This is a genomic window from Dysgonomonas termitidis, assembly GCF_042654545.1.
Taxonomy (GTDB): Bacteria; Bacteroidota; Bacteroidia; order Bacteroidales; family Dysgonomonadaceae; genus Dysgonomonas; species Dysgonomonas termitidis.
Genome location: NZ_JBHSGN010000072.1, coordinates 80798 through 97603, shown reverse-complemented (window position 1 = coordinate 97603; position 16806 = coordinate 80798). Strand labels below are relative to the sequence as shown.

7 protein-coding genes are annotated in these 16806 nt (G+C 39.0%); 4 read left to right on the top strand and 3 right to left on the bottom strand.

Annotated elements, in window-relative coordinates; genetic code table 11:
• Positions 1-40: 40 nt before the first annotated feature.
• Positions 41-1708, bottom strand: coding sequence for a DUF6377 domain-containing protein (locus tag ACFO6W_RS11625; protein WP_379996566.1), 1668 nt, complete (start codon positions 1706-1708; stop codon positions 41-43).
• Positions 1709-1954: 246 nt separating this feature from the next.
• On the opposite strand from ACFO6W_RS11625, the gene ACFO6W_RS11620 reads away from it, so the two are divergent.
• Entirely contained in the window at positions 1955-2896 is a 942-nt protein-coding gene (locus ACFO6W_RS11620) for a DMT family transporter (RefSeq protein ID WP_379996564.1), read from the top strand.
• 49 nt (positions 2897-2945) lie between these two features.
• Here the strand turns inward: ACFO6W_RS11620 and ACFO6W_RS11615 are convergent, their stop codons facing one another.
• On the bottom strand, positions 2946-5363 hold the full coding sequence (locus ACFO6W_RS11615; RefSeq protein WP_379996562.1) for a DNA-binding transcriptional activator: 2418 nt from the start codon (positions 5361-5363) through the stop codon (positions 2946-2948).
• 1144 nt (positions 5364-6507) lie between these two features.
• Between ACFO6W_RS11615 and ACFO6W_RS11610 the strand changes: the two genes are divergently transcribed.
• The 3 genes from ACFO6W_RS11610 to ACFO6W_RS11600 all read left to right on the top strand — a co-directional run bounded on the left by ACFO6W_RS11610 (position 6508) and on the right by ACFO6W_RS11600 (position 12541).
• Entirely contained in the window at positions 6508-7983 is a 1476-nt protein-coding gene (locus ACFO6W_RS11610; protein WP_379996592.1) for a glycoside hydrolase family 76 protein, read from the top strand.
• Positions 7984-8109: 126 nt separating this feature from the next.
• Positions 8110-10284, top strand: a complete 2175-nt coding sequence (locus ACFO6W_RS11605; RefSeq protein WP_379996560.1) for a hypothetical protein — start codon at positions 8110-8112, stop codon at positions 10282-10284.
• A gap of 241 nt (positions 10285-10525) precedes the next feature.
• Positions 10526-12541 (top strand): AAA family ATPase, encoded by a 2016-nt coding sequence (locus ACFO6W_RS11600; RefSeq protein ID WP_379996558.1) that lies wholly within the window; start codon positions 10526-10528, stop codon positions 12539-12541.
• Between the two features lie 33 nt (positions 12542-12574).
• Here ACFO6W_RS11600 and ACFO6W_RS11595 read toward each other — a convergent pair whose 3' ends face one another.
• Positions 12575-16597: a two-component regulator propeller domain-containing protein gene (locus tag ACFO6W_RS11595; protein WP_379996556.1), complete on the bottom strand. Its 4023-nt coding sequence runs from the start codon at positions 16595-16597 to the stop codon at positions 12575-12577.
• Positions 16598-16806: the final 209 nt, after the last annotated feature.

Sequence of the window (16806 nt, the reverse complement as noted above, 5' to 3'; positions counted from 1 at the left end):
ACTGATATTTGTGCCTGCGAAAATATAGATAGGGTATGCTTCAGTTCTTCTTAATAGCACCTATTTTCATGACCATAGATTCAAATCCTTCGCGGGGGACGGCGGCTTTATTCCGGACCCTGGTACGATAATTATAAATCGTATTCGCAGAATAATGGAGGAAGTTTGCTATTTTGGAACTGTCGGTTATGCCCAACCGTATCAATGCAAATATACGGAGTTCTACATTTAATAATTCATTCGGTTTTAGTGCAAATTGCTCGTCTTCTACTAATAGTGAATTAAATTCTTCAACAAAGTTGGGATACAGGTGCAAAAATATATTATCGAAATTTTCATAAAGTTCCTTTAATTCGTCATCTATCATTTGTCTCGACTTCAACATCTTGTATAATTCATCGAGTTTCTTTTCCACAGCCTTTTTATTAAGGGTATTCTGGTATTTCTCCAATTTGTTGATATAAGTCGAGCACAGGTCGAGAAAATGTCCTATATATACTTCTTTTATCTGATTGGCTTCCGAAAGTTGAGTATTAACTTCCGAGAGTTCCCTGTTGACAATATTGAGCTGGTTAACAGTAGATTGTAAGTCATTATTCAACTCGTTCAGTTTTACATTGGTCCTATATAGTTCTTTACGTATACGGGCAACTCTTTTCATTTGCCTGTATACATATATAACTGCTATTATCAGAAATATGGACAATACGCTGACAAGAATGAGGAATAATTGCAGTTCGGCCTTTTGCTTGTTTATATTTTCCCTGTATGCAGAGTCTATAATGGGGAATATCTGGGAAACTTCGTATGTTCTTAACCGTGCATTACAAAACATAGCGTCCTCCATCGATGATTTTATGCAGTCATAAGCTCTTTCCACTTCGCCTGTCTCATATAAAATGGAGGCGAGCGCCTGCATCGACGCATTTTCTTTGATTGCGTTTTTTATATCACATGTGGCGGATATGGCATAATAGTGTTTTTGTAAGCCGATATTTCCTTCTTTCTTGTAAACATTTGCAAGGGCATAAGCGAGTACCGCCTTTTCATGTGTGTCCGATTCTGTGTGGGCAAGGAGTTCCTGTAGTATTTGCCTGGCTTCATTCAGCTGGTAGTTATCATAAAGTTTTTCAGCATATACTATTTTGTAATGGTTCGATTTTTTATCCAGGACATTGAGCAGGGAATCCCTGTATAATTTACTTTTTTCCGCATATATGAGAGTGTAGGGGTTATTGTTTGAGTAATAGTTATATAACTGCTTGTAACAATCATAATATTTGATAAGTAGCCAATCCGGGAGATCTTTACTGTTTATCGATTCCAGAATATTTATGGCATCAATATACATTCCGGCAATGATATACAATGAAGTTAAATCCAGTCTGGATTCATATATCCACTCTGTATGTTTTAAATCTTCAGCGATTAAATTATTTTGTTTTACATAATAAATAGCTGAATCTGAGATATAGGTTTTGTATTCATTATATAAGTCGAGATTAATGCCGTATTTCTGATCTGCCGTTATATTGGGCACTTTGAGCATTTTTTTTATCTCGGATATCTTATTTTCTTTTTCAGACATGTATATGTCTTTCTGTTCTATTAACTTATGGATATTATGGAGAGTTGTATCCTGTGATATCTTTGAAGAAACATCATTAATGAATAATATCAATAAAATAAGGAAAAATATCTTCTTCATAAACTGCAACCTCTCTTTACAAAATTATAAATATTAGAAAGTTAGTAAAATTAGAATAAAAAGGAGAGATGGGATTATTTCTTCTGAATATTTTTGTTTTTTTACATCGAACCGGAGCCGTGCCTTATGGGAATATTATCAGATTACATTGTTTTCAGAACTATTGATATCACCGGATAGAAAATTAACCGGAATAGTTTGAGCCTGCTAGATTTTAAATAGTAATTTTGCCGCAAATTTCAAACTATGAATAATAAGGCCAAAGGATATATATTGGGGGCGATTGCCGCAGCCACTTACGGCATGAATCCCTTATTTGCCTTACCATTGTACCAGGCAGGAATGGACGCTGATTCTGTGCTGTTTTTCCGTTATCTTTTTGCCCTGCCTATATTAGGGTTTATGATAAAGGTCAGAGGACGTGATTTTAAATTGAAACCTAAAGAAATATTCCCGTTAGTTCTTGCCGGCCTGCTTGTTGCCCTTTCTTCCCTGACATTGTTTCAAAGTTATAATTATATGGATGCCGGGATAGCATCGACGTTATTGTTTGTCTATCCGGTTATTGTAGCACTGATCATGGTAATCGGATTTAAAGAGAAACTGACATTCAAAACCATATTATGTATCTTAATGGTATTGCTCGGTATAGGGTTGCTCTACAGAGGCGGCGATGGTTCCACTCTCAGTCTTACCGGAACTGTCTTAATGATGGTTTCGGCTCTTTCATACGCTGTTTATATTGTAGGTGTCAACAAATCAGTACTTAAAGGCACTGCTACCCTGAAACTGACTTTCTATGCATTGCTTTTTGGTCTATCGCTATTTCTGGTACGTGTGGATTTCGGGAAAAGCCTGTATATAGTGGATGATTGGTATTTATGGGGCAATTTGCTTGCATTGGCTGTCTTTACCACCACTATATCTTTTTTGTGTACAACAAGTGCCATTCAATACATCGGTTCCACACCTACGGCTATTCTGGGAGCGTTAGAGCCGGTAACAGCCGTGTTTTTCGGCGTAATTGTCTTCGGGGAGCTGTTGACACCAAGGCTTGCCTTGGGAATGCTGATAATTATCCTGGCTGTAACTTTCATTATCGCCAGAACCAATATAAAGACATATATGGTTCGTTTCAGAAAGATGTTCCCGAGTCTTCCAATAAGAAAACGGAAGGGTAATTATTAAAGATTGTTCCAGTAATCCTTTGACAATGAACGAAAAATAAGACGGCGGATTATCCGATGAAATTTCGATTAATCCGGCTTAAGTCTTTAAAAGAATGGGGATAATCATTTCCCATGGTCTTCTTGTATTCAACTACGAAAGCCTGATACTTAATACGGGCTTCTTCGTCCATTTTTAAACGTTGCAAAGCCTTGATCTGATAAGCTAAAGCCTGATCGTTCAGTGGGTCCATATTGAAAATGATCTCCGCGAAATTGATTGTGGTCTGATAGGCTTCAGTTTCAAAGCTTTTTTCCATTTCCAGTAATAGCCCGGGTTCCAGTTTGTGCTCTACACTTGTCTTGAATGAATCGAACAAAGATTGATCCGAAGATTTCAGAAATTTACCTCTGGCCAGTAATTTCACCAATTCCTGCTTGCTTCCTTCGGTGTCATTTGCCGAAATAATCTGCATACAGCGGGTGTAGTCACAATAGAATTCTTCTGATTGCTCTATTCTGAAACAGCCTTTATTATAAACCAGTTCAATGCCGTCAAGTTCGCTCAGGGCTTTTCGCAAATGATTAATGGTAACACCTCTGGAATTCTTTACCTTATCTTCGGGCTTATCAGGCCATAGCAAATTACTCAGGCGCTGTGATGTGATGCCGCCCTCCATACTGTATTGCAGAATAAGGCAGAACACTTGTTTCAGCCGCACTGAAAACATATAGGTTATATCCTTACCAGATCTGTCCAGTACGGTAAAGTCTCCGAAAAGATAAACCGAGTTAGGGCGGGCAGTTTCCAGTGCATTCTTGTTCAGCCTGTGTTTCATATTATGCACTTTTCTGGAAGATTTTCGCATAAAGAACAGGACCGTAACGGTTATAATAACCACACAGGAAATAATTATTATCAGTATTGCACTTTCTTCGGCGGAACGCTGATAGCTGACCAGGTCCTCGGCCGTTATGGGAGGAAATGCAAGGGAGTAAACCTTCAGGTCGGAAACAATATCATCATCAAATTCCTGAACAATGGCATACAGACTGTTGAGCTGTTTGTCATAATACAGATTGGCATTTGTGGTAATACGGTCCGAATGTATGGGAATAGAATTGCCCAGGATTTTATAACTCCCGTCTTTCAACGAAAACTGATAAAGCCGGAGATATGAGTCGGAAAAGTGTTCCGGATAACATAACGTATAAAAGCAGGAATCGTTGAGTATGACCATTCCCCTTACAGGAACTACATTGTCTTCATTCCACGGTATTTCCCAGCGTTTTATGATCTGTTTTGTTGTGAGGTTTATCTCATGCAGGTCATAAAAATATTTCCGTCCTACAACTTGTTCTCCGGATTCATTCCCCATACCTCCGAATATATATATGGAATTTGTTTTCTCCAGATATCCGAGTGATGAAAAATATCTTGGGAAAATGACGTCTCCTTTAAAGTCTCCGAGAATCTGCCATTCCTTAGAGTTAAAATCGAAAGAATAAAAATTCTGATTATAATGCATATTACCGAATCCCCCGAATATTGTGTACCGGGATGTGGAAGGATCAAAATAAGAACCATGATGATGTAACTGGGACAGAAGTTCATCTGTAGACTCGGTTTCCCAATTATCAAAGTCGGTCAGATCGATACTCGCCATAGTTACCTCCTCCGGTACTCTGTCATTATAAACCTCGTAGGCATATAGCCTGTGATTCTTTGTATTAATGAAATTAGTTCCTAAAGCTAGCTGTACAGGACATTTATTACTAAAAGCCCTCATTCCTGTTTTCCCTGATCTGACATTATAGATATAGACCGAATCCTGGTTAAAATAATATATTTCCTTCTTTTCAGGATTATAATTTGCCCCGGCTACAGTTTTAGATTTGAATGAGGCTAAAAATGTCCAGTGGTAGGAATCGTTGATCAGCCATCTTGGGTTGGAAACTTCTCCTAAAGCCTTGCCATTCGAATCATGAACGATATCGCCCTCACTCTCTTTCAGAGGAAAGGAATACTTTTCCTGATTTCCTACAGACAGATCCTTAATCCCAAACGAGGGCACATCGATAATATGATCGCTCTTACCAAAGATAATGACCGGAGAATACTTATCGGGAAGATTTGCATTTCCTGCTCCGAATGTATGATCGTGGATGGTGAGCTTTATAGAGTCGTTTTTCAGGTCGAATGATATTCTCATTTTGAACCAGTGAACATTGAGGAGTTCATCCATGTCTATTTCCGCTGTAAACAGATTGCTTTTACCTTCTTCATTGAAGCTGAAGGTATGGGTTTGTCCCTGTCCGTCGTAAAACAGATTATAGATTGTATTACTTTTCTCATTTTTGATCCGGATAATATATCCTATTGGTGTGTCAGGATAAAGTGACAGATTACACTCAATATTAAAATATTGGGAGAATTCGACAGATTTATTGCTAAAGACATTATAAGATGTACGCTTGTCTATAGGCATTTCTCCTCCGTTAAATTTCAACCCTTGTGAAAATGATTCAGACGAAACTAAAAATCCCCAAATGAGAAATATATAACACAGATATTTGCAAAAAGAAGTTTTTGCGACTGTTATTATTTTTATCATGGCTATGTAATAACTGAAATCAGAAAATGATTTTGGCCGTAAAGATATTAAAAATCCTTTAAATCAAAAAAATGCCAGAATAAACGCCCGAAAACTAACCGTTGTAATAAGAAGTTGATCTTTTTCATTTACAGTCAACAGTCAACAGTTAGCAGTAAACAGTATCGTGGTCTGTCATGCTGAAAGACATGAAACATCTCGTCAGCGAGTAGTAAACAACCTGTCTCTCGTATCTTTCTCTAAAAAGGTAACAAAAGTAACAGTTTTTGCATGTTACACTGAGAACCACTGAGAAGGCACTTAGTTTCACTGAGGCTTTTGTTAAAAGGTAACATCTTTCAGTAAACAGTTAGCAGTCAACAGTGGCTGACGCATTAGTACTTTATACTTACCACATAAAACTTAATACTTGTTAAAACTTGACAAAGTTGACAACTTTTCTGCTTTTTCATCTGTCTTCTTCCCAATCTTTAAATATTATTATAATCTTTCAAAGAGCTACAAGCTAACAGTTCCTACCTATAGATAAACTTTTTTCAAAAAGATTAAATTTTCCCTTAGTGCATGACAAGAAAATAAGAAATAAAACCGTGGTTTTACTTTAACTGCCTTTATTTCAAAGGCGGGGAACCTGGTCCGGTGGAGACGGCGTAGAGCAAAAAGCTGATTGGGCTTATCCGCTATTTGAAAATTTAGCCGGTTTTGAGGCGTAGTGAGACCCAGCCTTGAATTTTTATGGCTTTTGTCATATACTTCGTTTATCCTTAAAGAACGAGACCAGGTTTCAATAAATAGAGAATAAAATAGGCAGGTTAATGATTTTTTTACGGTTAATAACCCTCTTTTAACCCAAAATTTAACCCTTTAACTATATATTTGATATAGAATACTATGTAGCTGACTTTGGCTGATTATAAACTGAAAAATTAAAATACATTTTATCTGATACTTTACTTTTTAATCAACTCCTTTATATTAAGTGAATAACATGAAACTAGAGAAAATTTTGAGAGTTTTTATGTTCATTGTCTTGCAGGGCTCTATCATAAGTTCCTGTTTAGCAATGACAGCTGCATGTAGTGATAATACTGAAGCCGATAATGACGGAGGCGGCAATAATTCCGGAATTATCCGGTCAGACAACCTTGCGGAGCAAAATATACTCCGGTCGATGCAGCTGGTAGACAGTGCAGTGTCTTATCACTTTAAAGGGGAAGGCATGGCAATGTCGAGATATTATAATCCTTATACAAATTCGAATGTAAATAAGGATGGAGCTGATGAAAAAGGCAGTGTATGGATGTATACAAGCTCTATCGAGGCCGTGAATGCAATTTTGCATGGACTGAAAGCCCATAAGGAGAACGGCCGGGCAGAACTGTACGACAAGCATTTTAACCGTTATACAGCCTTGTTGGCTAAACTATATGATAATATAGCATATTACAGGGGCACGTTCCGTCTGACCTCATATACTCAAACGAAAGACTGGTCCGTATATGGAGTAGACAGGGGGAATGCTAAGGGAACGGCACAGGTGGAAGGTATCCATAATGTATATGACGATCAGCAGTGGTTAATGAGGGAACTGATCGAAGCTTATAGGCTGACGGGTAGCAATACTTACCTGACAGAAGCGGAATATCTGGCGGATTATGTGCTGGATGGATGGGACTGTGTTCTCGATACCAATGGAAAAGAGTACGGAGGTATTCCATGGGGGCCGGGCTATGTAACAAAGCATTCATGTAGCAATGGGCCTGCAGTAAGTCCGCTGGTATGGTTGCACGAACTGTATAAAGGTAAGAACGATGAGATTTCTTATAGATATATAGCAACCGATGGCAGCCGTAAAACCGCTACCTTAAAGAAAAGTGACTATTACCTGAAATTTGCGGGCGCTGTTTATGCATGGCAAAAGACCAACCTGTTACGCGGGGATGGAGTGTATTACGATATGATGGGCGGTTGTGACCCTGGTTGTAATGTAGCATATGAAACCGTAAATGGCGTGACATACCGCAAGCATACCAACCTGCGCGATCGTGTGGGAACTGCCTATTCATACAATTGCGGCTCCATGCTTTCCGGTGCAGCCGACTTGTATCGTGCAACAGGAGAAAATACATATGTGGAAGATGCTAAAAAATTATCGGATGCCAGCTTCAGGTATTTTGCTAAACTGGGAGTAAATAAGCCCGGGTATTATACATATGATATAATAGGCTTCAACAACTGGTTCAATGGAGTGCTGATGCGTGCATATGTCGATGTATATCCTTCATACAATAATGCGTCTGCATATATCGATAGTTTCCAGAAGAACCTGGATTACGGATACGAAAACTTCTTCTATAAAGGATTTCTTCCTCCTGATTTATTAGCAGGGTGGACTCGTGAAAATGGCAATAACAGGGTGGAAGGTATGTTTACCTTTGCTTTTGCTGCCGAATACGCTACCCTGGCACGATACGAATTGGAAAAAAATAACTAATTCAGAAAATATTGTAGTAATTTTATTGATTACTTACTTTTAAAAGTAAAGAATATTTCCTTTCCCCTCTTTTTTGAGGTTTGTATTGATTCGGAATAACAATTAAGAATAAATTTGGATATAGCTATGAAAAAAAGTGTATTGATCTTATTCCTTTTTGGGCTTACCCTTCTGCCGAAAGCCCAGATCAAAGACAATGTTAAGACTACATTCCAGACTTCACGGGAGTGGAGGCCTACAATAGATAACAGGGCTGATGCCGTTATGGTATATGGAGTAGGAGGAAACCCATCCGATAAATCAAAGAGAATACCTTTCGAAGAACGTGTGCGGTTATGGCGTGACAGGGGTTATACAGTCCACTTCATGACAGGGATAGCATGGGGTGAATATCAGGAATACTTTACCGGCCGGTGGGATGGGAAAATGCATCTGGACGAAGGACAGGTACAACAAAACGGGGATACGATATGGCACGGACATATGGTACCTTATATTGTTCCCACCGAAAATTATTTGAAATACATAAAAGAAAAACATGTGAAACGGGTCATTGATGCCGGTATTGACGCCATCTTTATGGAAGAACCGGAGTTCTGGGCTCGCGCGGGTTATAGTGAAGCCTTTAAGCGGGAATGGAAAAAATTCTATGGCTTTGACTGGAAGCCACAGCATGAGTCTCCCGAAAATACCTATTTGTCCAGTAAACTGAAATACCAATTATATTATAATGCCTTAAAAGAAGTATTTACATATGCTAAGGAATACGGTAAAAGCAAAGGGATGGATGTAAAGTGCTATGTACCTACACATTCGCTTGTCAATTATTCGCAATGGATGATCGTCAGTCCCGAAGCCAGTTTGGCCTCCCTGTCGTGTGTCGACGGCTATATAGCGCAGGTATGGACGGGGACGTCACGCGAACCAAACTATTATAATGGTAAGGCAAAAGAAAGGGTGTTTGAAACGGCTTTTCTCGAATACGGGTCAATGGAATCCATGACAGCCCCCACGGGACGTAAAATGTTTTTCCTGACCGACCCTATCGAAGACTGGCCAAGAGACTGGGCAGACTATAAAAAGAATTACCAGGCAACATTTACGGCACAATTGCTATATCCCAATATAGCTGATTATGAGATAATGCCTTGGCCCGAGCGTATTTATGAAGGTCTTTACAGGACAAGTCCGGATAGTGACCAGCGGGAAAGGATACCAAGACATTATTCTACCCAGATGCAGGTGATGGTAAACTCTTTGAATCATATGCCTTTGTCGGACAACAAGGTAACAGGATCAGCCGGGATAAGTGTATTGATGGCTAATTCACTGATGTTTCAACGATTTCCTACACATGTGGGGTATGAAGACCCGCAGCTGTCGAACTTCTACGGGCAGGCTTTACCTTTTCTGAAGCGGGGAGTACCTGTAAAAACGGTACATATTGAAAATTTAGACTATAAAGAAGCCCTGGCCGATACAAAGGTATTGCTTATGACTTATTCGAATATGAAACCTTTGTCGCCGGAAGCCCATACACATATCGCTCAATGGGTGAAAGCGGGTGGCGTATTGGTATATAGCGGACTCGACAGCGATCCGTTCCAGACTGTACTGGAATGGTGGAATACAGGGGGCAATAATTATGCAGCTCCTTCCGGCCATTTATTTGAACAGATGAACATAGCGGCATCGCCTAAAGAAGGGGAATACAGCTATGGGAAAGGCTCTGTATATATTATCAGGACAGATCCGAAAAATTTCGTACTGGAAAATGGTAACGATAAGCAACTGATTGATGTTGTGAGAAGAATGTATGAACAGAAGGCGAAAGCGGGCAAATTGCTTTTCAAAAATAATTTTTATCTTCAAAGAGGTGTTTATGACCTGGTTGCTGTTCTGGACGAAAGTACCGGTAACGAACCATATGTGATAAAAGGCACTCTTATCGACCTGTTCGATCCTAAACTGCCTGTATATAAATCGAAAATGATACAGTCCGGAGAGCAGGCATTCTACTTGAATATAGACAGGGTTCCGGATAAACAAAAACCGCAGGTACTTGCTGCTGCGTGCAGGGTTTATGAAGAAAAGGCTGATAAGAATTCTTATTCGTTTGTAGCAAAAAGTCCAGTTAATACGACAAATGTATCGCGGATTTTACTGCCCCGGAATCCGGTGAGCGTGCAGGTCGATGGTAAAGAAGAATTCGTTGCCGGCGCTTGGGATCAGCAGTCCAGAACTTATTTGCTGGAATTTGAGAATGATCCCGAAGGCGTATCTGTAAATATTAAATGGTGACTTAAATACAAAAAGGGAATTAAATAAAGCAAGCTGTTTTGTTCCCGGATTGCAGGGGATTTCCGATCCCCTGCCTTTTATTATTAGGGTTTGCCGCCCGGAGTTATCCACAAAGTCCAATGGACAGGAAGGTATAGCCTGTCAGATTAATATTGTTAGAACCATATGCCTGGATTTTATAGAAATATTGGAATAGAAAAAATAGGATTTACACAAAAAGTCCTATTTTTGCTTTATCATTATGACTACCTCAATAGATATATCCAATAGAGAATTCAAAAACGCTCTTGACCTGATTGAACGAAGTAATCAATCCGTTTTTCTCACAGGAAGAGCAGGCACAGGAAAATCCACTTTTCTGAGACATCTCTGCCAAACAACGAAGAAAAAATATGTTGTATTGGCTCCCACCGGTATTGCTGCGATAAACGCGGAAGGATCGACCTTACATTCGTTTTTTAAATTGCCATTTAGGCCGATGGCTCCCGATGATGGAGATCTGAGCCTTGTTGGTGGCCGTATCTTTGAGTTTTTTAAGTACCGGAAAGAACATCGGAAGATTATACAGGAAGTGGAGCTTATAGTCATTGATGAAATATCTATGGTCAGGGCTGATACGATAGACTGTATAGACAGGATTCTCCGGGTCTATTCAAATAATATGCGCATTCCCTTCGGCGGCAAGCAGCTTGTATTTGTAGGTGACGTATTCCAGCTTGAACCGGTGGTCACTTCCGATACAAGGGAGATAATCGGCAAGTTCTACCAGAATGCTTTTTTCTTTACCGCGAATGTTTTCCGCGAAATACACCTTATTCCCATAGAGTTTACAAAGATATATCGCCAGACGGATGAAAAGTTTATCTCAATACTGAATAACATAAGAAGCGGAAAATCGAGCAGCAATGACCTTATCCTTCTCAATGATCGGGTGAATCAGAGCTTCAGTCCAAGAGAGGAAGATATGTATATAACTCTGGCCACCAAGCGGGATAATGTCGATTATATCAATGAAAAGAAGATGGCTGAGCTCGATACCTTCGAATTTGTCAGCTATGGCATCAAAGAGGGGGACTTTCCGGAATCGTCGCTTCCCACGGCTCAGGAATTGGTATTAAAGGAGCGGGCACAGGTTATGTTTATCCGTAATGATATGCAATGGCCCCGCCGCTGGGTTAACGGTACTATCGGTATAGTATCGGGAATAGATGAGGAAGGGCATGTATATGTTCTCAAAGACGACGGCATAGAGGTGAAAGTGGAGTTGGAGACATGGCGGAATTACAGGTACAGATATAATGAGAAGGAGAAAAAGATTGAGGAAGAAATCATCGGTACATATACACAACTGCCCTTGAAAGCAGCATGGGCGATAACAATCCATAAAAGCCAGGGACTTACCTTCAATAATGTAATTGTAGACTTTAGCGGGGGCGTTTTTGCCGGAGGGCAGGCTTATGTGGCTTTAAGCCGGTGTACCTCGCTGGACGGGCTGATCCTTAAAAAGAGTATAAGTAAAGCAGACGTATTTGTCCGGTCCGAAATTGTTGAATTCAGCAAGCAGTTCAATAATCAGCAATTAATAAACAAGGCCCTTAAAGAATCGGATGCCAATTATCTATACAGGGAGGCGATAGAGCAATTCGATGAAGGAAATTTTGATGATTTCTTAAACCATTTCTTCAAGGCGATCCATGCCCGCTATGATATTGAAAAACCGTTGCAACAAAGATATATCCGAAAAAAGCTGAATATAATAAATACACTTAAAGAAAAAAATATAGCATTAAAGAACAGGCTGCATGAACAGACCGAAGTATTAAAGAATTTAGCGAAGGAATATTATCAGATGGGCAATGAGTGCATTGTATCATACAAGGACTATCGTGCTGCTCTGGCAAACTTTAATAAAGCTCTGGATTTAGACCCTGCCTATCTGGATGCCTGGATTAGAAAAGGAATTACTTATTACGATCAGGAGGATTATTATGAATCTATGAAGTGTTTTAACAGGGCTGTAGAATTAAGCCCTTTATCATTCAAAGCATTATATAACAGAGGTAAGAACAGGCTAAAAACAGATGAAGCGGAACTGGCATTAACCGATCTGATCCAAGCCTCCCACCAGAAACCCCGTCATGCTGCCTGCCATGAATATTTAGCCGAGGCTTATGCGGCTATCGGGAATATTGAATTGTCCGATAAACATTCCCAGATTGCACAACAACTGAGAGGGGCCAAAAATAAGGATGAATAATATATGCAGTGTGTTTAGTAATGAAACTTATATTTACTGATCTTTATTTTCATTTAAATGCTTGTTCACGAAATCCTTAGGCAACATGTTGTAGCTTTTTTGAAAGACTTTGGTAAAATAAGATGGAGAGTTGAACCCGATACTGTAGGCAACCTCATTTATTCTCATGTCGGTTTCTATCAGTAATTTACAGGCTTTTCTCAAACGATAATTACGCAGGTAGTCGCCCGGAGTTACACCGCTTATAGTTTTCAGTTTACGTTGCAAATTGGAACGGCTGATATTGAGTATTCCGGTCAATGATTCCACTGAAAAGTTTTCCTCCGATATATGTTTTTCTATTTCTTCATTTAGTTTATTGAGAAATACCTCGTCATTTTTATTGGAAACGAGGATCGAATAGGATGTTAATGGAGAACGGTTGAACGCCTCCAGCATTGATTTGCGGTTTTCAAGCAAGCTTAGAATTTGGGCTTTGAGAAAAGATGTAGAGAATGGCTTCTCAATGAATACATCAGCTCCGGATAGCAGTCCTTCTATTTTAACTGCATTTTCTGTTTTGGCAGACAGTAATATCAGAGGAATATGACTATAGCTAATATCTGACTTTAGCTTTTTGGTAAAAGAAATCCCATCTATACCGGGCATCATTATATCCGATATGATGATATCGTAATTCTTTTCTTCGAGTAGTAATAACGCTTTTGAGGCATCGGGTGCAGAATCGACTGTATAATCGTTCAGTAAGGTCTTTTTTATAAATGAGGCCATTTCAGCGTTGTCTTCAACAATCAGGATGGAGTATTGATAGCCGGTCTCCGGTTGAAGTGTACTTTCTGTCTGGAGAGATATCGGTTGGCCTGGTAAAACTGATGTTGTTTCATTAAATGATGGCTCTATATCTGAGAACTGGAAAATGAATAGTGTTCCACCACTTGCCCCGTCCGCTACATGAATTGTTCCCCCCAGAATATCAGTCAGGTTCTTTACTAATGATAGTCCCAGGCCGGTGCCTATATTACGGTCTTCTGTCTGAACCTGGAAAAACGGATCGAATATCAGCGATTTATGACTGTCGGATATTCCTCTTCCATTATCCTCGACTGTTATGGTATACGACTTATCATTGTTACAGGCTAAAGATAATATGATTTGGTTTTTTGTGTATTTCAAAGCATTTGTCAATAAGTTGCCAATTATCTTTGTCAGCGCATCAACATCGGAGTTTATCCTTATTTCCTTATCCTGAGGTAAATTTAATACAAAGTCTATTTGTTTTCGCTGGGCTGTCTTTTTGAAACGCTCATACAATTCGTAAACAAATTCTTTTAGATTAATGTCTTCCGGATTTATGACGTAGACAGTTGAATCCATTTTTCTGAAATCGAGCAGTTGATTGATAAGTACGGTTAACCGGTTGCAGTTTTTCTCAATGATCAGAAGGTTTTGCTTTGTCTCGCTATTATTTTCATTTATATTAATGACTTCCTCCAGAGGGGCTGTAATAAGACTCAACGGAGTCCTCACCTCATGCGCTATAGTAGTGAAGAAATCTATTTTCGATTTAAAGGCCAAAGTTTCCTGTTCTGTTTTGTATGCCTCCAGCTGTTGTATTCGTTTTTTTCTGTCTTTTGCCCAGTAATGGGACATGATAACATAGACCAATGATATTAATATAAGGAAGTATAAAGTCTTGGCCGGTAATGAGAGCCAAAACGGGGGTAATATTTCTATCTCTATTTTAGCTCCGGCATCGTTCCATAAACCATCGTTGTTTGTAGCTTTTATCCAGAAGCAATATTTTCCATAAGGCAGGTTGACGTACGTCACGCTCTTGTTGTTCCCGGTATAGTTCCAGTCAGAATCGGCACCTTCCAGTTTGTAGGCATATTGATTCTTTGTCTGGGTAACATAGCTTAGGCTGACATACGATATAGTAAACGACGACTTATTGTATGGCAATTTTATTTTCTGTCCCTTATTAAGTTTTATCTGTATTTCGTTTTCAGTTTCCGGGTCGGAATTTCCGAATAGACTTATACCTGTGATTTCTACCGGTGGGACTACTATATTTTTATTTGCGTTGAGGTCTTGCGGATAAAACGAGTTAAAACCGTTTATGCCTCCGAAATAAAATTTTCCGTTCTTTGACTTATAACTCGATTTATAATTAAACTGATTGCTTTGTAATCCATCTTCTTTATTATATAGAATCGAATTCTGAGGAGCAGATAAGTTAAAGCATGCCAGACCTTTATTACAACTGATCCATAAATTGCCGAAAGGGTCATCGAGTATACCGTAAACTACATTGTTGGGCAAACCATCCGATTCTGAAATATTTACGAAATTGTCTTTTTTTGAATCATAGATAAAAATACCTTTTCCTTCACTTGAGAAAAGAATTCGCCTCTGGCTGTCTATGTATATACTGGTTAATTTACTGTTTATGATGGGATTGTCTCCGCTTAATATGCGGTCATAATACACCCATTTGTCGGATTTAGCATCCAGTTTTATAACACCGGTTCCATATGTTGCCAACCATAAATTACCCGAATAGTCTTCTTTTATATCATAAATAAAACCGACAATCGATTCTATGGGTGTAAAACTATTGGTAGCCTTATTATATTTATTTAACCCTACCGGAGTACCGGCATAGATGTCACCATTACTGGTTTTATACAACGAGAAAACGCAATTGTCGTTCAGTGTGTTGTTGTTTCCGCTTTTACTGTTATAGTTAGTCAGAGATTTCGTTTTAGTATTATATACATCTATTCCCCTGGAAAATGTCCCGATCCATAAATTATCTCCATCCAGGAGCAAGGCATGTGTGTTGTGGTAAGATGTTGTTATTGGCTGACTGATGTTTTTTGTTGTGGAATTGAAGTAATTTATTCCTCCGTCTTCTGTTGCGATCCATAGATTTCCAAGCTGATCTTCACAGAACTGGCTGATCGCTTTCCCTGATAAGGTTCCGGCACGGCGATCCGGATAATAGGTTTCAATGTTTAATTGGGACGGATTCAGATAATTTACTCCGCCAAAATAAGTTCCTATCCATATTCCGTTCTCTTTATCTCTATAGATGGAATAGACATTCTGGTCGCTGAGGCTATGCTGTAGTTGCGGCATATCTATTCTTTGGGCTTTCTTCGTATCCAGATCGAATAGATATAATCCGTCATCCGAACCAATGTATAAAGATTTATCATCGTATTGAAAAATAGACCTGATATGTGTTACATACTGAAATATATCGTTCCTGTTAAGGTACGATATATGACTGTTCGATTGTTTGTCGTATAAGCAAAGACCGTTAGACCAGGTTCCCAGCCACAAATTGCCTTTATTATCCTCCATTATGGATAGGGTTTCGTGTGAGAAGTCCTCGGAGAACCCAAACATGGATTCTACGGGATCGAGTTTGTTTGTTTCTTTATTGTACCTGAGTAAGCCTAAGCGGGTTCCTACCCAAATATTTCCTGAGAGGTCGCCGTATATTGTCCAACTCGCGTTGTTGTCCAGGCTATTTTTTGATAGTTCTATTTTTGATAGTTTATTTTGTTTCGGATTATATTTAAATATGCCCTGACTCATAGATGCTATCCAGATGTTTCCGGTTTGATCCTGATAAAGAGCATTGACGGCAGAAGCCAGATAATCTTTTTTATTATTTGTTGTATTCTCTACCTTTCTGAATACTTCTTCCACAGGATCCATTATATATAATCCGGCATCAGTGCCGATATAAAGCTTCCGGTCTTTCCCTTCTATCAGGCTCCGTATAAAGTTGTTCCCTATCGAATTTGGTTTCTCCGCGCTACGGCGGAAAACACGGAAGTTACTTCCATCGTACCTGTTTAATCCGTCCTTTGTTCCGAACCACATAAACCCTTTCGAATCCTGTAGTATACAATAAACTGCATTTTCGGACAGTCCTTCGTCAACCTGTATTTTTTTGAAATGAAAATCCGATTCTTTTTGGGAGAACGAAAACAAATTAGTAAAAGCAGATAATAATAAGATGGTATATTTAATTAGGTTCATCTGTCGGCAAGCGTTTTTGATAAGTAAAATTACTTTATATATGAATCGGTTAAATCGGGTCGAAAGCATATTTATGATAAAAAGTAATCAATATATGATAATTTTCGGTCAAACATATCATGTTGACTAATTTTTACGCTTTTTATTTCAAAAAGTATCCTGGAGCATATTCTTCCTCTGCTATTTTTGTAAACGAGTTTTGCTTCTAC